This is a genomic window from Micromonospora olivasterospora, from assembly GCF_007830265.1.
In the GTDB taxonomy this organism is placed as follows: domain Bacteria; phylum Actinomycetota; class Actinomycetes; order Mycobacteriales; family Micromonosporaceae; genus Micromonospora; species Micromonospora olivasterospora.
Genome location: NZ_VLKE01000001.1, coordinates 884705 through 909216, shown reverse-complemented (window position 1 = coordinate 909216; position 24512 = coordinate 884705). Strand labels below are relative to the sequence as shown.

Below are 24512 nucleotides of genomic sequence, written 5' to 3'. Positions count from 1 at the left end.
CGCAGCACCGGGCACGCAACCGGTACGCACCGTTCTATGCAGGTGGTTCCTCATCGCGGTGAAGCCATCGCACGAGAACCCGTTCGATGTGACCTTGCCGCCGCATCCGCCGAATCATCAGCGCGATAACGAGCGACAAGATCAGGGCCGCCCACCGGGGTGCACCCGCCTTCCATGCAAGCCCCCCGGTGGACAGGGCGGCCAGAAGCAGGAACCACTCCGCCCTGCCTGGAGTCACCCACCGGATCAACCGTGCGCGAATCACCCGCGTATCGGAGCACAACTTCGGGAGCGTGCGCACGCCCCGGCGCCACCGGTACCGGCCGCCGCTGGGTTCCGTGAACCGACCACCGGAACACCGCGACTTCGCGTGAGCCGGTGGCCTCCGCACGTCGACCCGGAAGCCGGCCCGATCGCGTACGCCCACTGTTGTCGCGGCATTCCGGCCCCTGCCACCGCCGGCCACGCCAACGGCAACGGGGACTCAGACCGAGCCCGGTCCGCCGTCGCTCGTGATGCCCGCGTCGATGGCCAGGCCGTCGTTTCCCCCGCCACCCTTGCCGCGGATGGTGCCCCGACGGGTTCTCCGCACGTCGCGGGCGATCTGCCGGCTGGCGTGCCGGGCCGCTTCGAGGGCCTCCTCGCGACTGCCCGGCCGCGCGGCGGTCCTGCGCCGGCGCAGCCGGAGGACGGCGGCCACGCCCAGGCCGAGCAGCAGCACTCCGGCCAGCACCCATGCCGTCCGTGCGCCGCTCATGGGCCGACGGTAGCGAGGCCCGGGCGCGGGCGGCATCCGACGACTGATCGACAACCATCGTATGATCGGCCGTGCGGATCGGGCCCACTACCGTTCCGCCTCCGCCTCCGCCTCCGCCTCCGCCTCCGCCTCCGCCTCCGCCTCCGTGTGCCGGGCGCGGGGTGGGCCGGGTTCGGCGCGGCACAGGCCGCCACGGAACTCGACCCCCGGCACGCCCTCCACCAGGGCCGAGATGTCCACGACGGACGCGAGTGACCTGGCCACGTCGCGTCGCAGTTCGTCGGCCGCCGACTCGACGTCGTCCTCCTCCCGCGCCCAGTCGATGTCTGCCCGCCGCAGCTCGGCGACGCCGTGCTCGGCGAGGGCCTCGGGGTCGGTGACGGTCACCTCGACCCGGCAGTAGAGGTGCAGTGTCCGCGTCGAGGGGGTGCCGGCGTTCGTCATGCCACCAGCATCGTCGACCGGTCGCAGCTTCCCGGACGCGCCACCCGTGGTCGGCGCGGCGGTCACATCGCCGCGCGGATCTCGTCGCGTACGCCCCGCTGGAAGTCCCGGGCCTCGCGGCCACCCGGCGGCGGGCCGCCGAGCCGGACGGCGATCGCCCGCTCGATCAGCGCCGTTTCGGGGTGGCCCCGCTCGACGAGCCGGCGGCCGGCCGCCACCTTCGGCAGCCACACGCCGTCCCGGCAGCGCACCAGCGAGCGGCACGCGCCGAGCACGGCGTCCTCGGCCCCGGCCGCCGGCTCGTCGCCGGGCGGCGTCGGGAGCGCGAGCCACCAGGTCAGCGCCTCGACCAGCAGCCGGCGCAGGTCGGCCGGCGACAGGTCGGCGAACATCTCCTCGGCCGGCGGCCCGAGCAGGGCCAGCCCGTCCTGGTGCAGGATGCTGCGGTCCAGCCCGTACCAGAACCGGCCGTCGGCGGCCGCCCGTTCGTCGCCTGACCAGGTCGCCCGGAACGGCATCCGCGCGCCGGTGTTCAACTCCACCTCGAACCCCGGCTCGGGGGTTCCGGAGCCGGCCACCTCCCGGCGGTAGACGACCAGCTCCAGCCCCCGGGCCGGGCAGGGCAGCGCCTCGTGCCGCAGTCGGGCCACCAGCTCCCGCTTGTGTCCGTCGTCCAGTGCGTCCGCGCAGACCAGCGCCACGTCGACGTCGCTGCGCCCGACCTGGTACGCGCCGAGGGCGACCGAGCCGGCCGCGTACGCCCCGACCAGGTCGCCGCCGAGCACGTCCCGGGCCGCCGCGACCAGGTCCGCCAGGTACTGCCGTACGTCAGTGTCCATGCCGCATTGTGGCGCGGCGGCCGGCCGGTGGACGCGGGCGGGGATTCGGCTCCGGGTGGCCCTCGCCGAGCCGTGCCGTCAGGCGGGACAGGGCAGGCGCTCCAGCGGGGCGGGCCCGGCGTTCGCGCGTACCACCTGGGCGAAGCACGCGGCGGCGGAGGCCTGCTGCCAGCCGAAGACGGATGCCGCGGTCTTGGCGACCCGTACCCGGAAGACCAGTCGGACCCCGTCGTCGCGCCCGGGGTCGTCGCCCGCCACGGCCAGCACCTCCACCCCGGCCACCCGCGTGGCCGCCTGCCGCAGCGCGGGACCGGACGCCGTGGGGGTGGCCAGCAGTTCGGTGCGCGCCCGCTGGGCGGTGGCCCGCACCTCGCGCTCCGCCCGCCGCTCCAGCCGCCGCTGCGAGTGGTCGCGCAGCAGCGGCAGCGCCACCGCCGCCCCGGCGACGGCCAGCGCCGCGACCGCGGCGACGACGGACAGCCGCCGCGACCGCCCCCACCGTTCCTCCCCGTAACGCACCCCGGGATTCTGCGACACCGGTCCGCCTTCCGGCTGCCCCGTCCGGCCCGCATCCCGTCGGAGTCGCCGCCCGTCGCCCGGTTTCGCCATTCCGGCCCGGCCGGCGGTCCACGCGTCTACTGTGGAGATCATCGGCGGCGTTCGCCGTGGTCCGGTGGCGGCCGGTGGGTGCGCGGTGCACAGTGATCCCATGAGCGACAGCGGAAGCGGCGATCACTACTACTGGTGCATCCGGCACCACCGGGTCGAGACGGACGCCGACGTGTGCGCGGCGCGGTACGTTCTCGGGCCGTACGCCTCGGCGGCCGACGCCGGGAACGCCCTGCAGCGGGTGCGGGAGCGCAACGAGGCGTGGGAGGCCGAGGACGCCCGTTGGGCCGGGGAGGACAGGTAGACGGCGCGGGACGGTCCGTGCCGAGGAACTCCGCGCCCCGCGAGGCGGCGCGCGGAAGCATGTCCCCGAGGAGGGAACCGCGATGGCCGAAGCACAGCAGGCCACCACCGGCCCAGCCGCCGAACGTATCACCGCGCAGAAGACCACCGCGGCGCGACGGGCCGCGGGCGCGGCCCGGGCCACTCCCGCGCGCAGGGCCGGCATGGGCACCACGACGGCGCGGGGGGCCACGGTCACCAAGGCGTCGCCGAACGCCTCCGGCGCCGGTGCCGGCCGAGCCCCGGTGCGGAAGGCGCCCGCGACCAGGGTCACCGCGCAGGCCCCGGTGGGGAAGACGGCCGCCAAGAAGGCCCCCGCGAGGAAGACCGCCGCCACCGGGTCGCCCGCGAGGAGGGCCGCGGCGAAGACGGCGCCCGCCAGGAAGGCCGCGGCGAAGACGGCGCCCGCGAAGACCACGACGGCCGCGGCGAAGAAGGCACCCACGAAGAGGGCGCCTGCGAAGAAGGCGGCGACAGCGAGGAAGGCGACGGCGGCGAAGAAGGCGACGGCGGCGAAGCGGACCACCGCGGCGAAGACGGCGCCGGCCCGCAAGGCGCCCGCCCGCAAGGCGCCCACGGCGAAGAAGGCCACCACCGCGAAGAAGGCCACCGCCGCGAAGAAGGCCGCGTCGACCCGGCCGACCGGGGGCACCCGCACGGTGGCCGCGAAGAAGGCGCCGGCCCGGAAGGCCACCGGCTGAGGCCGGCGCCGGGCGGCTGAGCAGCCGCCGCGCCGGGGAGGCGGAGCGGGCGTACCGCTGTCAGGATTGGCCTGTGGTGATCCGACGCGTACTGGCGCCCCGCATCGACTTCGGCGCGCTGCGGCGCGAGCTGGGGCTCCCCGAGGGGTTCCCGCCCGACGCCCAGCGCGAGGCCGACGAGGCCGCGGCCGCGCCGCCCCGGCCCTCCGCCGACCGCACCGACGTCCCGTTCGTCACCGTCGACCCGGCCGGCTCGCGGGACCTGGACCAGGCGATGCACCTCGCCCGCCGGCCCGGTGGCGGTTTCCGGGTCCGGTACGCGATAGCCGACGTCGCGGCGCACGTACGCCCCGGCGGCGCGCTCGAGGCGGAGACCTGGCGGCGCGGGCAGACTGTCTACCTGCCCGACGGCAACGTGCCGCTGCACCCGGAGACGCTCAGCGAGGGCGCGGCGAGCCTGTTGCCCGACCAGGACCGGGCGGCCGTGGTGTGGACGATCGACCTCGACGCCGACGGCGGCACGGTCGCCGTCGCGCTGGAACGCGCCCTCGTACGTAGCCGGGCGAAGCTGGACTACGCCGGCGTGCAGGCCGACGCCGAGGCCGGGCGGCTGCCGGAGCCGATCGCCCTGTTGCCCGAGATCGGCGCCCTGCTCACCGCGCGCGGGCTGCGCCGGGGCGCGGTCAACCTGCCGCTGCCCGAGCAGGACGTCGAGGCCGACGGCGACGGCTGGCGGCTGGTGCTGCGCGGGCCGGTGCCGATGGAGGACCACAACGCCCAGATCTCCCTGCTGACCGGGATGGCCGCGGCGGACATCATGCTGGCCGGCCGGATCGGGCTGCTGCGTACGATGCCCGCGCCGAGGCCGGAGGCGGTGGCTCGGCTGCGTACGGCCGCCGCCCCGCTGGGCGTCGACTGGCCGGACGGCGCGAGCGTGGGCGAGGTGCTCGCCGGGCTGGACGCCTCGCAGCCCAGGGCGGCCGCCTTCGTCGACCAGGCGGCCGAGCTGATGCGCGGCGCCGCGTACACGGCGTTCGACGGCGACCTGCCGGAGCATCCGGAGCACGGCGGGGTCGCGGCGGCGTACGCGCACGTCACGGCGCCGCTGCGCCGGCTGGCCGACCGGTACGCCACGGAGGTCTGCCTGGCCCTGCACGAGGACCGGCCGGTGCCCGACTGGGCCCGGGCGGCGCTGCCGAGGCTGCCGGAGGTCATGACGACCACCGACCGGGCGGCGTCGGCGGCCACCCGCGGCGCGGTCGAGTTGACCGAGGCGGTCCTGCTGGAGCACCGGGTCGGCGAGACCTTCTCCGCGGCGGTGCTGGACGTGGACGCGCCGCCGAACGGGCAGGCCCGGCCGGGCGGGGCGCCGGACCGCCAGGCGGGGCCGGGGCGGCCGGCGAACGGGCAGGCCCGGCCCGGCCGGCAGCCGGGCGGCACGGTCGCGCTGGACGCCCCGCCGGTGCGGGCCCGCTGCACGGGCGCGCTGCCGCTGGGGGAGCGGGTCCGCGTCCGGCTGGTCACCGCCGACCCGGTGGCCCGGAAGGTCCTCTTCGAGCTGGCCTGAACCGCCGCGCCCGGCAGCCCGGCCACGCCAGGTCTCGGCGGGCGCCGCTGCCCTCAGCCCGGCCACGCCAGATTTCGGCGTTGTGCCGCTGCCCTCAGCCCGGCAGCCGGCGCCGCCGCCGGCTGGGACTCTCACCTCGGCCGGCGTTCCTGCCAGCCGGTGGTCTTTGCGAGGATGGGCCCATGGCATACGACGCGAGCACCCTGCCCGACGTGTCCGGGCTAACCGTCGGGATCATCGGCGGCACCGGCGACCAGGGCCGGGGCCTGGCCTACCGGTTCGCCCGGGCCGGGCAGACCGTGCTGATCGGCTCGCGGTCCGCCGAGCGGGCCGCGCAGGCCGCCGCCGAGATCGCCGGGCTGCCCCACGTGCCCGCCGGGGGGCAGGTCACCGGCGCGGACAACGACGAGGTGGCCCGCCGCAGCGACGTGGTGGTGATCGCGGTGCCGTGGGACGGGCACGAGGCCACCGTCGCCGCCCTGGCGCAGCCGCTCGCCGGCAAGATCGTCGTCGACTGCGTGAACCCGCTGGGCTTCGACAGGCAGGGCCCGTACGCGCTGCCGGTCGAGGACGGCAGCGCCGTCCAGCAGGCCGCCCGGCTGCTGCCGGAGTCCCGGGTCTGCGCCGCGTTCAACCACGTGAGCGCGCCCCTGCTGGCCGACCCGGAGATCGGCCGGATCGACCTCGACGTGCTGATCTGCACCGAGGACCGGGAACTGGTCGGCGTCGTGGCGGCGCTCGCCGCCCGGATCCCCGGCATGCGCGGCATCTACGCCGGGCGGCTGCGCAACGCCCACCAGATCGAGGCGTTCACCGCGAACCTGATCGCCATCAACAAGCGCTACAAGGCGCACGCCGGCATCCGCGTCACGGACCTGTGAGCGCCGCGGGCCGACCCTGCGCGTCGACAGGACCCCCTGCCATGGCGAAGTCGCTTGGCAGGGAGCCCTTGCTCGCGCCTCAGAACGTGTGCTCGGCGGCGGGGAAGTCGCCGCCGCGGACCTCGTCGGCGTACCGGCGGGTCGCCTCGGTCAGCACCCCGGACAGGTCCGCGTAGCGCTTCACGAAGCGCGGGGCCTTCCCCGTACGCAGGCCGGCCATGTCCTGCCAGACCAGCACCTGGGCGTCGGTGTCCGGGCCGGCGCCGATGCCGACGGTCGGGATCGGCAGCTCGGCGGTGATCCGCTTGGCCACCTCGCCCGGCACCATCTCCAGCACCACCGCGAACGCGCCCGCCTCGGCCACCGCCCGGGCGTCGGCGAGGACGTCCTCGGCCGCGTCGCCGCGCCCCTGCACCCGGTAGCCGCCGATGGTGTGCTCGCGCTGCGGGGTGAAGCCGACGTGCGCCATCACCGGGATGCCGGCGCCGGTGATCGCGGCGACCTGCTCCGCGCAGCGCCGGCCGCCCTCCAGCTTCACCGCGTGGCAGCCGCCCTCCTTCATGAACCGCACCGCGCTGCGCAGCGCCTGCGTCGGCCCCTCCTCGTACGAGCCGAACGGCAGGTCGGCCACCACCAGCGCCTGCCGGGTCGACCGCACCACCGCGCGGACCAGCGGCAGCAGCTCCTCGGCGGTCACCGGCACCGTCGTGTCGTACCCGAAGATGTTGTTCGCCGCCGAGTCGCCGACGAGCAGCACGGGGATGCCGGCGGCGTCGAAGATGGACGCGGTGTACTGGTCGTACGAGGTGAGCATCGGCCACCGCTCGCCGCGCTCCTTGGCGGCGAGCAGGTCGCGGGTGCGGACCCGCCGGGTGGCCGGCCCGCCGTAGAGGGCGGTCACCTCGGCCGGGGTGGACTCCACCATGACTGTCTCCTTCGCTCGAGGCCGCCTGCGCGGTCCCCGGGTTCCGCCGCGATCGTCCCACCGGACGGGTGACGGCGGCAGAGCGCAGTGGAGGATTTCACTTCCGGGCCGCCCGGCCCCCTCGACAGGGGGCCGGGCGAACGGCTCAGCCGTGCTCGCGCCAGCGGTTCGTGATCGGCAGTCGCCGGTCGCGTCCGAACGCCTTCATCGAGATCTTCGTGCCCGGCGCGGACTGCCGGCGCTTGTACTCGGCCGTGTCCACCATGCGCAGCACCCGGTCGATCACCGCCGGGTCGTGACCGGCGGCGACCAGGCCGTCGCGGCCCAGGTCGCCGTCGACGTACCCGATCAGGATCGGGTCGAGCACCTGGTAGTCCGGCAGGGTGTCGCTGTCGAGCTGGCCGGGGCTCAGCTCGGCGCTCGGCGGCTTGCCGATCGAGCTCTCCGGGATCGGCGGCGTCTCGCCCCGGCGGGCGGCGTCGGCGTTGCGCCACTTCGCCAGCCGCCAGATCAGCGTCTTCCACACGTCCTTGACCGGGTTGAACCCGCCGACCGAGTCGCCGTACAGGGTCGAGTAGCCGACCGCCAGCTCGCTCTTGTTGCCGGTGGTGAGGACGAGGTGACCCTCCTGGTTCGACAGCGCCATCAGGATCACCCCGCGCACCCGGGCCTGGAGGTTCTCCACCGCCACCCCGGACAGCGACATGTTCGCCAGGTACGTGTCCACCATGGGCTGGATCGGCTGGACCCGGTAGTCCAGCCCGGTCCGCTTCGCCAGGTCCTCCGCGTCGGCGAGGGAGTGCTCGGAGGAGTGCTGGCTGGGCAGGGACACCCCGACCACCCGATCCGGGCCGAGCGCGTCGACCGCGAGCGCGGCCACCACCGCCGAGTCGATGCCGCCGGAGAGCCCCAGCACCACCGACGGGAAGCGGTTCTTGTCGACGTAGTCGCGCAGGCCCAGCACCAGCGCGTGCCACACCTCGGCCTCGTCGGCGACCGGCTCCATGATCCCGCCGACCGCCGCCGGCCCCCCGGCCGGCGGCAGCGCGGCCTCGACCGGGGTACGGACCAGCCGCATCCCGTCGGCCAGCTCGCCGTGGACGGCCAGGGGCGCGGCCGCGGCCGGCAGCTCGACGTCGTGGACGAGCAGGTGCTCGACGAACTGCGGGGCGCGGGCCAGCAGCGTGCCGTCCGGCGCCACGATCATCGAGTCGCCCTCGAAGACCAGCTCGTCCTGGCCGCCGATCATGTTGACGTACGCGATGGTGGCGCCGGCCTCGGCGGCCCGCCGGCGAACCAGGGGCAGCCGGATGTCGTCCTTGTTCAGCTCGTACGGCGAGCCGTTGATGTTGACCACCAGGCCCACCCCGGCCTGCCGGGCGACCGCGAACGGCCCGCCGGCCTGCCACAGGTCCTCGCAGACGGTCAGCGCGACGTCCACCCCGCCGACCCGGACGACGGTCAGCGTGTCGCCCGGGACGAAGTAGCGGTCCTCGTCGAAGACGCCGTAGTTGGGCAGGTGGTGCTTGAAGTAGGTGGCGACGACGGCGCCCCGGTGCAGCAGTGCCGCGGCGTTGCGCGCCCCCCGGCCCGGCTCGGCGGCGGAGCTGATCTGCGGCGGGCCGTCGGCGTCCAGGTAGCCGACGACCACCGGCAGGTCGCCGAGCCCGTCGGCGGCCAGGTCCGCGGCGAGCCGGTGCAGCGCGGCCTGGGACGCGGCGACGAAGGACCGGCGGAAGACCAGGTCCTCGACCGGATACCCGGTCAGCATCATCTCCGGGAACAGGACGAGCTGGGCGCCGGCGTCGGCGGCCCGTCGGGTCCACCGACGGACCAGGTCGGCGTTGCCGGCCAGGTCGCCGACGGTCGGGTTGACCTGGGACAGAGCGAGACGCAGGGTGGGCATGACCTCATCTTGCCCCAGCCGGGCCGCCCCGACACCGCGGGCGGCGGCAGCTCTCACCACCGCCGCGCCGACCTGGGCCGGGCGGCCCCGACATTGTGGGCCGCGGGGCAGGCGCCCAGGAAAGGGGCGCGGCAGGGCCGGTCGGCGGGGCACCGGAGGACGCGTCGCGGATGGTTCGCGTAACGTTCCCGTAAAGAGGCGGCGGGAGACTGGGCGGTCCGGGCGGACCGGCCGGAGCCGGTGGCCGACAGTGTGTCGCGAGGAGTGGAAGTGGACCGTCAGCAGGAGTTCGTCCTCCGTACGCTGGAAGAGCGGGACATCCGGTTCGTCCGGCTGTGGTTCACCGATGTGCTGGGCACGCTCAAGAGCGTGTCGGTGGCGCCCGCCGAGCTGGAGGCGGCCTTCGAGGAGGGCATCGGGTTCGACGGCTCGGCGATCGAGGGCTTCGCCCGGGTCTTCGAGTCCGACATGGTGGCCATGCCCGACCCGACCACCTTCCAGGTGTTCCCGTTCGAGGGCGGGGTCAGCGGCGAGAGCGCCCGGATGTTCTGCGACATCCTGCTTCCCGACGGCAGCCCGTCCTGGGCCGACCCGCGGCATGTGCTGCGCCGGGCGCTGTCGAAGGCCGCCGAGAAGGGTTTCACCTTCTACACCCACCCCGAGATCGAGTTCTTCCTGCTGGAGAACGGCCCGCAGGACGGCTCCCTGCCCACCCCGGTCGACACCGGCGGTTACTTCGAGCACACCACCCACGCGGTGGCCCGCGACTTCCGTCGCCAGGCCGTGCTCGCCCTGGAGCGGATCGGCATCTCGGTGGAGTTCAGCCACCACGAGGTCGCGCCCGGCCAGCAGGAGATCGACCTGCGCTACGCCGACGCGTTGACCACCGCCGACAACATCATGACCTTCCGGCATGTGGTGAAGGAGGTGGCGCTGTCCACCGGCGTGCAGGCCAGCTTCATGCCGAAGCCGTTCACCGACCAGCCGGGCAGCGGCATGCACACCCATCTGTCGCTGTTCGAGGGGGAGCGCAACGCGTTCCACGACGGCGGCGACCCGATGAAGCTGTCGAAGGTGGCGAAGTCGTTCATCGCCGGGCTGCTCACCCACGCCCGGGAGTACACCGCCGTCACCAACCAGTGGGTCAACTCGTACAAGCGGCTCTACCCGCAGGCACTGCCGGACCGGATCACCGAGAGCCCCGCGTACGTCTGCTGGGGGCACCTCAACCGGTCCGCGTTGGTCCGCGTCCCCGCGTACGGCAAGCCGAACTCGGCCCGCGTGGAGGTCCGCTCGCCGGACTCGGCGGCCAACCCGTACCTGGCCTTCGCGGTGCTGCTCGGCGCCGGCCTCAAGGGCATCGAGGAGGGCTACGAGCTGCCCCCCGGGGCCGAGGACGACGTCTGGTCGCTGACCAGCGCCGAGCGCCGCGCCATGGGCTACGAGGCGCTGCCGGAGAACCTGGCCGAGGCGATTGACGTGATGGCCGGCTCCGAGCTGGTGGCGGAGGTGCTCGGCGAGCACGTCTTCGACTTCTTCCTGCGCAACAAGCGCGCCGAGTGGGAGCAGTACCGCCGGGAGGTCACCCCGTACGAGCGGCAGCGCTACCTCTCGCTGTAGGCCGGGGCTGCCGGCGGTTGCGCGGGCCGGCTATCGTCTCGATCACCGTCCCGGTACCCCCGCCGGGCGGAACTGGTCGGGAGGCAAGTCGGTGCTGGCGGACCTGTTCGGCGGAGCCTGGCAGAGCGTGGTGTTCGGGGTCGTCGGGGTGGGGCTGATGGCGGCCGGCTTCGGGCTGGTCGACCTGCTCACCCCCGGGCGGCTGCGGGAGCTGATCTGGATGCGGCGCAACGGCAACGCCGCGCTGCTGCTGGCCGCCAACCAGCTCGGCATCGCCGGGATCGTGTTCACCGCGATCCTCACCAGCTACCACGACTTCGCCAAGGGGCTCGCCTCGACGGTGATCTTCGGGCTGGTCGGCCTGCTGATCATGGGGTTGGCGTTCGTCGTGCTGGACCTGCTCACCCCCGGCAGGCTCGGGGAGATCGTCTGCTCCGACGAGCCGCACCCGGCCGCCCGGGTCAGCGCCGCCACCCACTTCGGGGCCGCGCTGATCGTCTGCGCCTGCATCGCCTGACGCGCCCCCTGACCCCGCCGCGTGTTATCGGCACATCGCCGACATGGCGGTGTCCGGGTGAGCAGGACACCGCCATGTCGGCGGCAACGCGCGTCAGGCGGGCGCGCGCTCGCCGTGCCAGCCGCCGTGGCCGCCCCGGCCGAAACCGCCCGGGCCGGGGAAGACGCCGGCCTCGACCGCCTTGGTGATCGCGTCGGCCTGCTCCTGGGTGAGCTTGCCGTCCTTGACGGCCTGGTCCAGCCGCTCCTTCAGCTTCGCCTGGCGGTCGGCGGCGTTCCCGGGGCGGTCGCCGCGCTCCGGCCGGTCGGCCTTGTGCTGCTCGCGCAGCTTCTCCAGGGCGGCCGTCACCTTGTCGGTCGGGACGCCCAGCTCCTTGGCCAGCTCCTCGGCGAACGCGGCCTGCCGGTCGACGCGCTGCGACTGGTCGGTGTCCTGACTCGCGCTGGCGCTCGGCGCCGGGGTGGTGTCCCCGGCGAACGCGACGGTCGGCGCCGCGATCCCCACGCCCAGCACGCCGGCGGCGGCCAGCCCGACCAGCAGGCGCTTCTTCGTAACGGTGGTGCGGGACATCGGTCCTCCAACTCGGCACTCGTGTGTGATGACCTCACCGACAGTGACGGGTTGAGCTGGGCGGAAGCCGTGGCGACCCTGTCAGCCAGCTGAAAACCCGAGGTAATGGCGGGCGGAATCCGTTGCCCGGGTACGTCGTGCCGGCGCAGGTGGGCCGAGGCGGGCGCGGAGGCGGGCGTACCCGGGGCAGCCCCCACCATCCGACAGGCGGGGGCGCGCGGGGTGGGGTCAGTGGACGGCGGGGGCGACCGTGAGGGTGCCGGCGGTGGCGTCGAGGGTGGCCCGGGTGCCCAGCGGGACGGTGAGCTGGCCGTGGCCGTGGCCGATCGGCAGCCCGCCGAGGACCGGTACGCCGAGGTCGCCGAGGCGCTCGGCCAGCACGTCGGCGACCGTGGTGTCCCAGCTGTCCGCGCAGTCCGTGAACTGGCCGACGGCCACCCCGGCCACCCGGCGCAGCGCCCCGGCGCGGCGCAGCTGGGTCAGCATCCGGTCGACCTTGTAGGGCGGTTCCTGCACGTCCTCGACCAGCAGGACCGCCCCGGTGAGGTCGGGCATGTCCGCGGTGCCGACCGAGGCGGCGATCAGGCAGAGGTTGCCGCCGAGCAGCGTCCCGGTGGCGCTGCCGGGGACGCGTACGCCGGATGTCTCCTCGCCCGGCACGGCGGCGACGGTGACCGGCTCGGTGGTCATCAGCGCGGCGTGCAGCGATTCGGCCGAGTACGGCGGCGTGCGCTCGTCCAGCCAGGCCGCGCCGGGGCCGTGCACGCTGGCCAGCCGGGCCCCGCGCCACAGCGCGAGCTGCAACGCGGTGATGTCGGAGAAGCCGGCCACCACCTTCGGGTCGCGCCGCACCGCCGCCATGTCGACGGCGTCGACCACCCGCTGGGCGCCGTACCCGCCGCGGGTGCAGATCACCCCGCGCACCTCCGGGTCGGCGAACGCGGCGTTCAGGTCGGCGGCGCGCAGCTCGTCCGCGCCGGCCAGGTAGCCCCGGCGGGCGTACGCGTTGGGCGCGAGCACGGGCCGCAACCCCCAGCCGGTGAGCAGTTCGACGCCCCGGGCCACCCGCTCGGGCCGGGTCGGCCCGGACGGGGACACCAGCATCACCGTGTCGCCGGGGCGCAGCACGGGTGGGCGCAGGACGCCGTCGTCGATCACAGTCGCCGAGCCTAGTCGGGGCCCGCCGGAGCCGTTCCGGGCACGGCTGGCCGCACGGGATAGCCTCGACGGCGTGGGAACCGCGCTGGTGATCGAGAACGATCCGACCGACGACGTCCGCCGGCTGGGGGAGTGGCTGGTGGAGGGGGGGCTGGAGCTGCGGGTGCTGCGCCCGCACGCCGGCGACGAACTCCCCGCCGACCTTCACGGGTACGTGGCGCTGGTCGTGCTGGGCGGGGAGCAGCAGGCGTACCCGCTGCCCGACGGCACCCCGGGCACGCCCTGGTTCCCCGCGCTGGAGGGGCTGCTGCGCAAGGCGGTCCGGCACCGGCTGCCGACCCTCGGGGTCTGTCTCGGCGCGCAGCTGCTCGCCACCGCGCACGCCGGGCTGGTCGAGCGCAGCCCGTCCGGGCCCGAGGTCGGCCCCGCCGTGGTCGGCCGGCGCGACGCCGCCGAGGCCGACCCGCTCTTCCGGTACGTGCCGCTGATCCCGGACGTGTTGCAGTGGCACTCCGACGAGATCACCGAACTGCCGCACGGCGCGACCCTGCTGGCCGTCTCCACCCGCTACCCGCACCAGGCGTTCCGCCTCGGCGACCGGGCCTGGGGGCTGCAGTTCCACATCGAGTGCGACACCGCGATGATCGCAGACTGGGCCACCGACTCCGCGCTGCTCGCCGAGCTGGGCTACGACCCCGAGCTGGTGGTGGCGGCCTGCGACCGGGTGATGGCCGACGTCGAGGAGGTGTGGCAGCCCTTCGCTGTCCGGTTCGCCGCCCTCGCCCTCGGCGAGCTGGCGGACGACGCGGTGCGGCGCGATCTTCCGCTGCTCGGGCACTGAGCCGTGCTGAGCAGACCCGTCCGGGGGCGCCTGGCCCGCTACGGCTTCGGCACGGCCGAGGACGACGGCGGGGCCCGTGCGGCCGACCTGCTCGGCCCGGCCGGGCTGGGCCTGTGGCGGCCCGACGAGCAGGAGCCGGTCGACGAGCGGGCCGCCGAGCTGCTCGCCGCCCTGTCCAGGGCCGCCGACCCAGATCTCGCGCTGCGCCAGCTCCACCGCCTCGTGGAGGCCGAGCGCCGGGCCGTCGAGGCCGAGCGCCGGGCCGTCGAGGTCGAGTGCCGGGCCGTCGGCGAGGAGGAGCCGTCCGCGCTGCTGGAGGCGCTGCACGCCGACCCGGGGCTGCGGCGGCGGCTGCTCGCCGTCCTGGGCGCCTCGGCGGCGCTCGGCGACCACCTGGTGGCCAACCCCCGGCAGTGGCCGGTGCTCGCCACCGAGCCGGACGGGCTCGCCCCCGCCGCCGACGGCCGGCTCGACCTGGCCGCCGCGGCCCGCCGCACCGCGTCCGCCCAGCCGGTCGCGGTGCTGCGCCAGGCGTACCGGCTGGCCCTGCTGCGGATCGCGGCGGCCGACCTGACCGGCGCGCGGAGCCTGGAACAGACCATGGCCGCGCTCTCCGCGCTGGCCGACGCCACCCTCGCCGAGGCGTACGGGATCGCCGTCGGCGAGCTGCCCGAGGGCACCGACCCGCCCAGGCTGGGCGTGGTGGCGATGGGCAAGTGCGGTGGCGGCGAGCTGAACTACGTCTCCGACGTCGATGTGATCTTCGTGTGCGCCGAGGACGACGAACTGCCGGCCGCCACGACCGTCGCCACCCGGCTGATCCACGTCTGCGGGCTGGTCGCCTGGCCGGTCGACGCGGCGCTGCGTCCCGAGGGCAGCCGGGGGCCGCTGGTGCGCACCCTGGCCAGCCACCTGGCGTACTACCGCCGCTGGGCGCGCACCTGGGAGTTCCAGGCGCTGCTCAAGGCCCGCCCGGCGGCCGGCGACCTGGCGCTCGCCGGGGAGTGGATCGACCAGCTCGCCCCGCTGGTGTGGCGGGCCGCCGAGCGGCCCGAGGCGGTCTCCGACGTCCGGTCGATGCGCCGCAGGATCATCGACAACATCCCGCCGAAGGAGCTGGAGCGCGAGATCAAGCGCGGCCCCGGCGGGCTGCGCGACATCGAGTTCGCCGTCCAGCTGCTGCAACTCGTGCACGGCCGGGGCGACGAGTCGCTGCGGGCGCCGGGCACGATCCCCGCATTGCGCGCCCTGGTCGCCGGCGGCTACGTCGGCCGGGCAGACGGCGAGGCACTGCTGGGCGGGTACCGGTTCCTGCGCGCCGTCGAGCACCGGCTCCAGCTCCAGGGCCTGCGCCGCACCCACACCGTGCCGACCGACCCGGCCGCGCTGCGCTGGCTCGCCGCCGCCCTCGGCTACCAGGCCACGCCGGGCCGCAGCGCCGTCGAGGAGTTCCGCGCCGACTGGGTCACCCACGCCACCGAGGTACGCCGGCTGCACGCCAAGCTGCTGTACCGGCCGCTGCTGGAGTCCGTGGCCCGGGTGCCGGCCGACGGGCTGCGGCTGACCCCGGAGGCGGCCCGGCACCGCCTGGAGATCCTCGGCTTCGCAGACCCCGCCGGGGCGCTGCGCCACCTGCAGGCCCTCACCGGCGGGGTGAGCCGCACCGCCGCCATCCAGCGCACCCTGCTGCCGGTGCTGCTCAGCGAGTTCGCCGACGCCCCCGAGCCCGACCGCGGGCTGCTCAACTACCGGCAGGTCTCCGACGCCCTCGGCAGCACCCCCTGGTACCTCCGCCTGCTGCGGGACGAAGGGCCGGTGGCCCGCCGGCTGGCCCGGGTGCTCTCCTCCTCCCGGTACGCCGCCGACCTGCTGGCCCGCGAGCCGGAGGCGCTGCGGCTGCTGGCCGAGGAGAACGAGCTGACCCCGCGCCCCCACGAGGTGCTCTGCGAGGGCTTCGCCGCCGCGGCGGCCCGGCACGCCGACCCGGTCGAGGCGATCCGGGCGGTCCGCGCGCTGCGCCGCCGCGAGCTGCTGCGGCTCGCCTGCGCCGACGTGCTGAGCCGGGCCGGCTCGCTCGCCCCGACCCCGAGCCGGCCGACCCCGAACCGCCCGGACCCGGACCGCTCCGACCCGGACCGCTCCGACCCGGACCGCCCCGACCCGGCCGCCCGGCCCGCGCGCGGCCTCGCCGAGGTCACCGCCGTCGGCGCCGCGCTGGCCGACGTCACCGACGCCACCCTGGCCGCCGCGCTGCGTACGGCGCGGGCCGCCCAGCCGGCCCTGCCCGGGCTCCGGTTCGCCGTCATCGGCATGGGCCGGCTCGGCGGGTACGAGTCGAACTACCTCTCCGACGCCGACGTGCTCTTCGTCTACGCCCCGCCGCCCGGGGCCGACGAGCGGGCGGCCGGCACTGCCGCGCACGCGGTCGCCGAGGAACTGCGCCGGCTGCTGTCCGCGCCCGCCCCCGACCCGCCGCTCGGGGTGGACGCCGACCTGCGCCCCGAGGGCCGGCAGGGCCCCCTCGCACGCAGCCTCGCCGCGTACGCCCAGTACTACGCGCGCTGGTCGAAGGTGTGGGAGGCGCAGGCGCTGCTGCGGGCCCGGTTCGTCTGCGGGGACGCCGACCTCGGCGCCGAGTTCGAGGCGCTGGTCGACCCCGTCCGCTACCCGGCCGACGGGCTGACCCGCGAGCAGATCGTCGAGATCCGCCGGATCAAGGCGCGGGTCGAGCACGAGCGGCTGCCCCGGGGCGCCGACCCGGCCACCGACACCAAGCTCGGCCGGGGCGGCCTGGCTGACGTCGAGTGGGCCGTACAGCTGCTCCAGCTCCGGCACGCCGGACGCGTCCCCGCGCTGCGCGGCACGCGTACCCTCGACGCGCTCGCGGCGGCCGCCGACGCCGGCCTGGTCGACCCGGCGGACGCCGCCGCGATGGCCGCCGGGTGGACCCTCGCGGCCCAGGTCCGCAACGCGCTGATGCTGGTCCGGGGCCGCGCCGGCGACCAGCTGCCCCGGCACGGCGTCGAGCTGGCCGGAGCGGCCCGGCTGCTCGGCCGCGACGACCCCGGCGAGTTCCTCGACGAGTACCTGCGCACGGCCCGCCGCTCCCGCGCCGCGATGGAACGCGTCTTCGATGGCTGACGTGAAAGGAAGGGCGCCTTCCTACCGCCGTTTGCGGAGCAGGGGCCGCCGGTCGACACCCACGCTGGCGGCCGGCGCCGCAGCGCTCGCGGCGGCCCTGCTCGCGGTGGCGTTTTTGCTCGCCCCGCTGATGGGCACCGACCTGGCCGCCCAGGTTGCCCGCGTCGGGTTCGCCGGCCGGCACGGCGCTACCCCCATCGACCTCGGCTGGTACGGCGGCGTTAACCAGTACGGCTACAGCCTGTTCACCGCCCGCCTGGCCGCCTGGACCGGGCCCCGCCCGCTCGGCGCGGTCGCCGCGGTGGTCGCCGCCGGGGCGCTCGGTTGGCTGTTCGCCCGGCACCGGCCCTGCCGCCCGGTGCTGGCCGGGCTGCTCGGCGCAGTCGTGCTGGTCGGCAACCTGGTCAGCGGCCGGGTCACCTTCGCCGTCGGGCTGGCCTTCGGTCTGCTCGCCCTCTGCGCGGTCGCCGCCGATCGACCGCCCCGTCCCGCGCGCCTGGTCCTGGCCGGGCTGCTCGCTGCGCTCGCCACCTGGGCCAGCCCGGTCGCCGGGCTGTTTACCGGCCTGGCCGGCGCGGCGCTGCTGCTGGCCGCCCTGCGCCGGGGGCCCGGCCCGGGACGGCCGCTGCCCGGCAGTTGGCGGGTCGACCGGCCGCTCGGCGAGAGCCTGACGCTCGCCCTCGCCCCGGCGGTCGCGCTCGCTCCGATGGCACTGCTGTTCGGCAACGGCGGCACCCAGCCGTTCAGCGCCGAGTCGATGCGGGTCAACGTGGCGCTGGCCGTGGCGGTGTTCTTCCTGCTGCCGCGCCGCCGCCGGACGCTGCGTATCGGCGCCGCGCTGACCGTGCTGCTGCTGGTCGCCGCCCAGGCGGTGCCCACCCCGATCGGCTCCAACGCGCTGCGGCTGCCGATGCTGTTTGCGTTGCCGCTGCTCGCCGCGTACGCCCCGTTGCCGGGGCCGTGGCTGGCTGGACTGCTCGCCGCCCTCGTCTGGTGGCAGAACCCGGTGATGACCAGCGACCTCGGCCGGGCCGGCTCGCCCGAGAGCGCGCGGGCGTTCTACCAGCCGCTCGCCGACGAACTGGCCCGCCGGCAGCCGGTGGGCCGGGTCGAGGTGGTGCCGCTGCGCGACCACTGGGAGTCGGCGTACCTGCCGGACACGGTTCCGCTGGCCCGGGGCTGGGAACGGCAAGTCGACACGGCCCGCAACCCGCTGTTCTACGAGGGCGACCTGACCGCCGACGAATACGCCGTCTGGTTGCGCCGGGAGGCCGTCGCGTACGTCGCGGTCGCCCCGGATAGCGTCCCCGACCGGTGGGCCAGGCAGGAGACCGACCTGGTCGTCGAGGGTCAGCCGTACCTGCGGGAGGTGTGGCGGGGCGCGACCTGGCGGCTGTATGCCGTGACCGATCCGACGCCGCTGGTGGGTATGCCGGGCCGGCTGGTGACCTCTGACCGGGTCGGGGTGCGGTTCACCACAGACCGGGTCGGGCACGTGTCGGTCCGCGTACGGTGGTCACGCTGGCTCTCCCTTCATGGGGCGAACGGGTGCCTGCGACCAGGTCCGGATGGGTGGACCGAGGTGGTAGTTCGCACCCCGGGCGACTTCACGATTTTCAGCGATCTCGTACCGACGAACCACTGCTGACCGCCAAGGCTGCGTCGTCGGACGAATCCTGGCCGCTATTAGGGTAGGCGGCAAACCGCGTCCGCCGACGAACGGCACCGTTCGGCGGCGGACGGCGTACCCGCCGGCAGGCTGCCGGTTTGGGCGGGTTGACTAGGCCGTAACCCACTGGGTGCATTCGCTGTCGGTGTTGTTCGGGCCCGCGCATACTCGGTACGAGGTAATGGTGCCGCCCCCCAGGGGAGACTCGGAGCCGCAGCTTCCACCGCTGCCGTCCGGGTCACCGACGTGGTCAGTGACATTGTTGCTCGTCCTGTACCACGTCCGTACCCCCCAGCCGTCCGCCGCTCCATCGCACGCGGAAACGCTGGTGTGGCTAGTGCTAACGCAGCCCGCGCCTCGGCCGGGCAGCTCCAGGCAAGTTCCATGTGCCTGCGCGGGGCTGGGCGCGGCGAGAACGAATGGGGCTGCGAGCACCGCTGCTCCCAGCGCGATCCGGCGATTCTTTGACAAGTCGAACTCCATTCTGCGTTGCCTGCATGCGTGCCGCCAGTGCGTGCGGATAACTGTGCGGTGCGGTTTTTCTGCACTGCTTTCGGAACCCGTACCGCGCTTACGCGTCACAGTCCGGCGTAGCAGGGGGACGTTCCGCTAGACTTCTGGAACGATCTGGGACATCGAGGGACATCGTGATCTGGGATTCGTTTAAGCTGCGAAACGGGGGGCTTGAAGTTGTGGAAGCAGCTATCTTCCGGTCTTTCTGAACCGGCTGAAAAATTGGTGGTCGAGCTGCGATTTCTGAAAGATCGATCTGAATTGAGTTTGTCTCGACTTGGGCAACGGACCGGTTATAGCAAGTCGTCCTGGGAGCGGTGGCTCAACGGTAAAAAGTTGCCGCCCCGGCAGGCAGTGGAGCGCATGAGCGCCGCGTGTGACGGGGACGACGTTCGGTTGACCGCGTTGTGGGAGGAAGCGGCCAGGGCGGGCGCGGCTCGGCCTGGTGTACACGGCTCCGGTGCTGCTGCCCCGGCGAACAGCGGGCGTCGGTTGCGATCATCCGGCGCATTGCCCGGCGGCACCTGCCGACTGGTGACCCGTGTCCGCTGCCTGGTGGACCGATCGGGGCTGGACGTGGTGCGGCTGGAGGAGATTACGGACCTCAGTCGTGTTACTTGGGAGCGTTGGCTGAACGGGCATCAGCCGCTGCCGAAACACGCTGTTCTCTACCTGGTGGCCGCGTGTTCGCAGGAAACCCCAGGCCTTCTGTCGCTCTGGGAGGAGGTCACCACAGCGTAGGCTGGGTGCCGCCGTTGCTCCCCGCCAATGGGCTGGCAGCATGTCCAGCGTGCCTCACCATCTCGCGCGCTGGACCGGCCTCGCTGGATCGTTGCTGCTCGCCCTCGCTGCGTTGCTCGGCGGTACGTTCTCGAACGGTGACCTGCGCCCCAGCCCGGTCAGCGTGTGGCAGGGGCCGAACGGGCCGCTGATCCTCGCTGCCTGGCTCGTCGGCACCGCCTTGGTGGCCTGGGCCTGGTGGTCGCTGCGGGACCGGGTGCCGTCCGCGCGGTGGGCCCTGGTCACCGCCGGGCTCTGGCTGCTGCCGCTGCTGGTCGCGCCGCCGATGGCCAGCCGGGACGTCTACGCGTACGCCTGCCAGGGGGCCAGCTACGCGGCCGGGATCAGCCCGTACGAGCACGGCGTCTCCACGCTGCCCTGCCCGTGGCTGGACACCATCTCGTACATCTGGCGGGACACCCCGGCCCCGTACGGCCCGCTGTTCGTGGTGCTCGCCGGTGCGGTGGTGAAGGCGACCGGGTCGTTGACCGCGAGCATCGTGCTGTTCCGGGCGCTCGCGGTGGCCGGGGTCGCGCTGACCGCGTGGGCCCTGCCGGCGCTGGCCCGCGGGTGCGGGGTGCCCGTCGGGCGCGCGCTGTGGCTGGCGCTGGCCGGCCCGCTCGTCGGCGTCCACCTGGTCGCCGGTGCGCACAACGACTCGCTCATGGTCGGCCTGCTCGTCGCCGGCCTCGCCGTGGTCGCCGCCCGCCCGGGCCGCCCCGGGCCGCTGCTGACCGGGGGAGCGCTGCTCGGGCTGGCCGCGTCGGTCAAGATCACCGGTCTGGTGGTGATCCCGTTCGCCGCGCTCGCCGCGATGACCGGGCCGTACCGGATCCGCACGCTGGTCCGCGACGGCGGGTGGGTCGTCGGCAGCGCCTTCGCCACGATGGTCGGGGTGACCGTCGCCGCAGGCCTGGACTTCGGCTGGATCGGCGGGCTCTCCACCGGCGGTGCCGCCATCGCCTGGACGTCGCCGCCCACCGCGGTCGGGCAGACCGCCGAGTACGTCGCGCGGCTGTTCGGCGCCCACGTGAACGCGCTGCCGGTGACCCGCGCGCTGGGCGTGGTGGTGCTCGCCGGCCTGCTGCTGTGGCTGTGGTGGCGGGCCCGCACCCGGGACCCGCTGCGGCACGCCGGGCTGGCGCTGGCCGCCACGGTGGCGATGTCGCCCGTGGTGCACCCCTGGTACTGGATCTGGCCGCTGACCGTGCTGGCCGCCACCGCCCGGCGCGGCGTTTGGTACGTGGTGGTGGCGCTGGTCGGGGCGTTCCTCATCCTGCCGGACGGCACCGGCCTGGCCCGGTGGACCAAGATGCCCGGCGCCCCCCTGATGACGCTGTTGCTGATCTGGGCGGCCGTGCGGTTGGTACGGTCGGCTCGGGCGGCCCGCGAGCCGACCCGCGCCGCCGAAGGAGCCGACTGAACAGAGGTGTGCCGGTGAGCGTTGCCGGCGAGCCGCCCGCCCCGCCCGCGGCGTACGCCCGGCGGGCCCGCTGGGCCGGGCTGCTCGGGGCGGCGCTGCTGGCGGTCGCCGGGTGGCTGGGCGGGGCGCTGCCCGAACTGACCGACGGCACCCTGGTCGACATCTGGCGGGGGCGGTACGGGCCGGCGGCGCTCGGCTGCTGGCTGGTCGGCACCGCGCTGATGGTCGGGGCCTGGTGGACGCTGCGCCGGGGCACCCCGTCGACGCGGTGGGCGTACCTGACGGCCGGGCTCTGGCTGCTGCCGCTGCTGGCCGCGCCGCCGCTGGGCAGCCGGGACGTCTACTCGTACGCCTGCCAGGGCTGGTCGTTCGCGCACGGGCACGACCCGTACCGGGTGGGGGTGGCGGCGGCCGGGTGTCCGTGGCTGGACTCGGTGGCGCCGATCTGGCGGGACACCCCGGCCCCGTACGGGCCGCTGTTCGTGCTGCTGGCGGCCCTCGCGGCGACCGCCGGCGGCGGGCTGGCCGGGGCGATCGCGCTGCTGCGGCTCTTCGCCGTGGCGGGGCTGCTGCTGGCCGCGCTCTGCCTGCCCGGGCTGGCCGGGGCCGCCGGGGTGCCGGCCCGGCGGGCGGCCTGGCTCGCGTTGGCCGCCCCGCTGGTCGGGGTGCACCTGGTGGCCGGCGCGCACAACGACGCGGTGGCGCTCGGCCCGCTGCTGCTCGGCCTGCTGGTGCTGGTCCGCAGGCCGGGCCGGCCGTCCGCGCTGCTGGCGGCCGGGGCGCTGCTCGGGCTGGCCCTGGCGGTGAAGGCGACCGCGCTGGTGGTGCTGCCGTTCGCCGCCCTGGCCGCCGTGCACGGTCGGTACACCTGGCGGGCGCTGCTGCGCGACGGCGGGTGGCTGGCCGCCGGGACGCTGGCCGCGCTGCTGGCGACCTCGCTGGCGTCCCGGCTGGGCCTGGGCTGGATCGGCGGACTGGCCCACACCGGCGACACCGCGCAGTGGACCTCGCCGCCCACCGCCGTCGGCTTCGCCGTGAACTACGCGGGGAGGCTGGCCGGCCTGCGGCCGCACGCGGTGCCGGCGGCCCGCGCCGCCGGCCTGCTGGTGCTCGCCGTGCTGCTGGTGGCGTTGTGGTTCCGGGCGTGGCGGTCGCTGCGCCGGCTGAACGACGCCCGCCCGCGGGTCCGCGCCCTGGCGGTGGCCCGGCCCCGGGTGGCGCTGCTCGGGTCCGGCCTGGCGCTGGCCGCCACGGTCGCCCTGTCCCCGGTCTTCCACCCCTGGTACGCGACCTGGCCCCTGGCGCTGCTGGCGGTCTCGGTGGTCCCGCTGGGCCGGACGGTCTGGTTCGTCCTGCCCGCCGCGGTCGCGTCCTTCCTCACCCTGCCCGACGGCACCAACCTGGCCCGGTTCACCAAGGCGCCGGGCGCGGTGGCGATGACGGCCCTGGTGGTCGTCCTGGCGGTGCGGGCGTTCCACGCCGCCCGTGGGGGTCGGGAGGTCGGCGGCCCGGACGGGTGAGCGCCGCCCGGGTGGCTCCGTGGGCGTCAACCCCACCGTCTCGCCGACATGCCGGGGTCCGGGCGGCGTCGACCCCGCCATGTCGCCGACATCGCGCCGCCGCGGGCGGCTCGGGCCGGCCCCGCGGAGGCGGAGCCGGCCCGGCCGGTGCTGGAGGAGCGTGCTGACCCGAGGGGTCAGCAGTCGAAGTACATCGCGAACTCGTGCGGGGTCGGGCGCAGGCGCACCGGGTCGACCTCGTTCGCCCGCTTCCACTCGACCCACGTCGAGATCAGGTCCGGCGTGAACACGCCGCCGTCGAGCAGGTAGTCGTGGTCGGCCTCCAGGGCGTCGAGCACCTCCGGCAGCGAGCCCGGCACCTGCTTGACCGTGCCCCACTCCTCCGGCGGCAGGTCGTACAGGTCCTTGTCGATCGGCTCCGGCGGCTCGATCTTGCTCTTGATGCCGTCCAGGCCGGCCATCATCATCGCCGCGAAGGCCAGGTACGGGTTGCTCGACGGGTCCGGCACGCGGAACTCGACGCGCTTTGCCTTCGCGTTGCTGCCGGTCACCGGGATACGGGTGCAGGCGGACCGGTTGCGCTGCGAGTAGACCAGGTTGACCGGCGCCTCGAAGCCCGGCACCAGGCGGCGGTACGAGTTGATCGTCGGGTTGGTGAAGGCCAGCAGCGACGGGGCGTGGTGCAGCAGGCCGCCGATGTACCAGCGGGCCATGTCGGACAGGCCGGCGTAGCCGGTCTCGTCGTAGAACAGCGGCTCGCCGTTCAGCCAGAGGCTCTGGTGGGTGTGCATGCCCGAGCCGTTGTCGCCGAAGAGCGGCTTCGGCATGAAGGTGGCCGTCTTGCCGTTCGCCCAGACCTCGCTCTTCACGATGTACTTGAACAGCTGGAGCTGGTCGGCGGCGTGCAGCAGCGTGGAGAACCTGTAGTTGATCTCCGACTGGCCGGCGGTGCCGACCTCGTGGTGCGAGCGCTCGACGGTGAAGCCGTTGTCGACCAGGCGGCGGACGATCTTGTCGCGCAGGTCGGCGAAGTGGTCCACCGGCGGCACCGGGAAGTAGCCGCCCTTGTACGCGGTCTTGTAACCGCGGTTGCCGCCCTCCTCCTCGCGACCGGTGTTCCAGGCGCCCTCGACCGAGTCGATGTAGTAGTAGCCCTTGTTCGCGGCGGTCTCGTGCCGGATCGAGTCGAAGATGTAGAACTCCGCCTCGGCGCCGAAGTACGCGGTGTCCGCGATGCCGCTCGCCGCCAGGTACGCCTCGGCCTTCTTGGCGACGTTGCGCGGGTCCCGGGAGTACGCCTCGCGGGTGAACGGGTCGTGGATGAAGAAGTTCAGCGCGACGGTCTTCTGCACGCGGAACGGGTCGACGAAGGCGGTCGCGACGTCCGGGAGCAGGAGCATGTCCGACTCGTGGATGGCCTGGAAGCCGCGGATCGACGATCCGTCGAACGCGAGACCGTCGGTGAAGACGCTGTCGTCGAAGGACTCCACCGGCAGGTTGAAGTGCTGCATCACGCCGGGCAGGTCACAGAAACGTACGTCGACGAACTTCACGTCCTCATTCTTGAGGTACCGCAGGAGTTCCTCGGGATTGGCGAACACAACATCCTCCTGGCTCCACGGGGTGGCTGGCTCCTGGCGACGCTATGGCCGCGGGGTTGCCCGGCCGTGTCCCCTCTGTTTCCGCCGTGTTACGTCCCTCCCGCTGCGTCATAAGCACCGGTCAGCCGCCACCGGGTGTCCGTTCGGACGATACTCGGCGTGACGTTCCGTCGCAGATCAACGGCTTC

General features: G+C 74.6%; 20 protein-coding genes and 1 pseudogene. 12 read left to right on the top strand and 9 right to left on the bottom strand.

Going from position 1 to position 24512, the window contains the following annotated elements:
• Window positions 1-484: 484 nt before the first annotated feature.
• The 4 genes from JD77_RS03810 to JD77_RS03790 form a co-directional block, all read right to left on the bottom strand.
• Window positions 485-757, bottom strand: a complete 273-nt coding sequence (locus JD77_RS03810) for a hypothetical protein (protein ID WP_145773061.1) — start codon at window positions 755-757, stop codon at window positions 485-487.
• An 87-nt stretch (window positions 758-844) separates the two neighbouring features.
• The gene (locus JD77_RS03800; protein ID WP_246140516.1) at window positions 845-1201 is read right to left on the bottom strand and encodes a hypothetical protein; all 357 of its coding nucleotides are present in this window, start codon (window positions 1199-1201) and stop codon (window positions 845-847) included.
• Between the two features lie 62 nt (window positions 1202-1263).
• Complete coding sequence (locus JD77_RS03795; RefSeq protein ID WP_145773059.1) at window positions 1264-2040, bottom strand: nucleotidyltransferase domain-containing protein; 777 nt, start codon at window positions 2038-2040, stop codon at window positions 1264-1266.
• Between the two features lie 78 nt (window positions 2041-2118).
• Window positions 2119-2577, bottom strand: coding sequence for a hypothetical protein (locus tag JD77_RS03790; RefSeq protein ID WP_145773058.1), 459 nt, complete (start codon window positions 2575-2577; stop codon window positions 2119-2121).
• Window positions 2578-2749: 172 nt separating this feature from the next.
• Between JD77_RS03790 and JD77_RS03785 the strand changes: the two genes are divergently transcribed.
• The 4 genes from JD77_RS03785 (at window position 2750) to npdG (ending at window position 6140) form a co-directional block, all read left to right on the top strand.
• Window positions 2750-2953: a hypothetical protein gene (locus tag JD77_RS03785; protein WP_145773057.1), complete on the top strand. Its 204-nt coding sequence runs from the start codon at window positions 2750-2752 to the stop codon at window positions 2951-2953.
• 82 nt (window positions 2954-3035) lie between these two features.
• A complete protein-coding gene (locus JD77_RS03780) occupies window positions 3036-3692 on the top strand; it encodes a histone (protein ID WP_145773056.1) in 657 nt (218 codons plus the stop codon).
• 73 nt (window positions 3693-3765) lie between these two features.
• Window positions 3766-5259, top strand: a complete 1494-nt coding sequence (locus tag JD77_RS03775; protein ID WP_145773055.1) for an RNB domain-containing ribonuclease — start codon at window positions 3766-3768, stop codon at window positions 5257-5259.
• A 182-nt stretch (window positions 5260-5441) separates the two neighbouring features.
• The gene (gene npdG / locus JD77_RS03770; RefSeq protein ID WP_145773054.1) at window positions 5442-6140 is read left to right on the top strand and encodes an NADPH-dependent F420 reductase; all 699 of its coding nucleotides are present in this window, start codon (window positions 5442-5444) and stop codon (window positions 6138-6140) included.
• A gap of 79 nt (window positions 6141-6219) precedes the next feature.
• Here npdG and panB read toward each other — a convergent pair whose 3' ends face one another.
• Together panB and JD77_RS03760 are read right to left on the bottom strand one after the other, a co-directional pair.
• Complete coding sequence (gene panB / locus JD77_RS03765) at window positions 6220-7065, bottom strand: 3-methyl-2-oxobutanoate hydroxymethyltransferase (protein ID WP_145773053.1); 846 nt, start codon at window positions 7063-7065, stop codon at window positions 6220-6222.
• A gap of 145 nt (window positions 7066-7210) precedes the next feature.
• Complete coding sequence (locus JD77_RS03760) at window positions 7211-8971, bottom strand: NAD+ synthase (RefSeq protein WP_145773052.1); 1761 nt, start codon at window positions 8969-8971, stop codon at window positions 7211-7213.
• 270 nt (window positions 8972-9241) lie between these two features.
• Between JD77_RS03760 and glnA (JD77_RS03755) the strand changes: the two genes are divergently transcribed.
• Window positions 9242-10591 carry a type I glutamate--ammonia ligase gene (gene glnA / locus JD77_RS03755; RefSeq protein ID WP_145773051.1) on the top strand — a complete coding sequence of 450 codons (1350 nt, stop codon included), beginning with the start codon at window positions 9242-9244 and terminating at the stop codon, window positions 10589-10591.
• A 91-nt stretch (window positions 10592-10682) separates the two neighbouring features.
• On the top strand, window positions 10683-11108 hold the full coding sequence (locus tag JD77_RS03750) for a DUF350 domain-containing protein (RefSeq protein WP_145773050.1): 426 nt from the start codon (window positions 10683-10685) through the stop codon (window positions 11106-11108).
• A 93-nt stretch (window positions 11109-11201) separates the two neighbouring features.
• On the opposite strand, the gene JD77_RS03745 is transcribed toward JD77_RS03750, so the two are convergent.
• A complete protein-coding gene (locus JD77_RS03745) occupies window positions 11202-11678 on the bottom strand; it encodes a hypothetical protein (RefSeq protein ID WP_145773049.1) in 477 nt (158 codons plus the stop codon).
• A gap of 228 nt (window positions 11679-11906) precedes the next feature.
• Window positions 11907-12836 carry a S66 peptidase family protein gene (locus JD77_RS03740; RefSeq protein ID WP_145773048.1) on the bottom strand — a complete coding sequence of 310 codons (930 nt, stop codon included), beginning with the start codon at window positions 12834-12836 and terminating at the stop codon, window positions 11907-11909.
• A 73-nt stretch (window positions 12837-12909) separates the two neighbouring features.
• On the opposite strand from JD77_RS03740, the gene JD77_RS03735 reads away from it, so the two are divergent.
• The 6 genes and pseudogenes from JD77_RS03735 to mptB (JD77_RS03710) all read left to right on the top strand — a co-directional run.
• Window positions 12910-13677, top strand: a complete 768-nt coding sequence (locus tag JD77_RS03735) for a type 1 glutamine amidotransferase (protein ID WP_145773047.1) — start codon at window positions 12910-12912, stop codon at window positions 13675-13677.
• 6 nt (window positions 13678-13683) lie between these two features.
• Window positions 13684-16818, top strand: a complete 3135-nt coding sequence (locus JD77_RS03730; protein ID WP_145777409.1) for a bifunctional [glutamine synthetase] adenylyltransferase/[glutamine synthetase]-adenylyl-L-tyrosine phosphorylase — start codon at window positions 13684-13686, stop codon at window positions 16816-16818.
• A 106-nt stretch (window positions 16819-16924) separates the two neighbouring features.
• On the top strand, window positions 16925-18466 hold the full coding sequence (locus JD77_RS03725; protein ID WP_246140515.1) for a hypothetical protein: 1542 nt from the start codon (window positions 16925-16927) through the stop codon (window positions 18464-18466).
• Window positions 18467-19171: 705 nt separating this feature from the next.
• Entirely contained in the window at window positions 19172-19741 is a 570-nt protein-coding gene (locus JD77_RS03720; RefSeq protein ID WP_145773046.1) for a helix-turn-helix domain-containing protein, read from the top strand.
• A 49-nt stretch (window positions 19742-19790) separates the two neighbouring features.
• Window positions 19791-21203, top strand: a complete 1413-nt coding sequence (gene mptB, locus JD77_RS03715) for a polyprenol phosphomannose-dependent alpha 1,6 mannosyltransferase MptB (RefSeq protein ID WP_211372478.1) — start codon at window positions 19791-19793, stop codon at window positions 21201-21203.
• Between the two features lie 14 nt (window positions 21204-21217).
• A pseudogene (gene mptB, locus JD77_RS03710) lies at window positions 21218-22713 on the top strand (polyprenol phosphomannose-dependent alpha 1,6 mannosyltransferase MptB); the annotation flags it as partial.
• A gap of 186 nt (window positions 22714-22899) precedes the next feature.
• Here mptB (JD77_RS03710) and glnA (JD77_RS03705) read toward each other — a convergent pair.
• Window positions 22900-24324, bottom strand: coding sequence for a type I glutamate--ammonia ligase (glnA, locus tag JD77_RS03705; protein ID WP_145773043.1), 1425 nt, complete (start codon window positions 24322-24324; stop codon window positions 22900-22902).
• Between the last annotated feature and the right edge of the window lie 188 nt (window positions 24325-24512).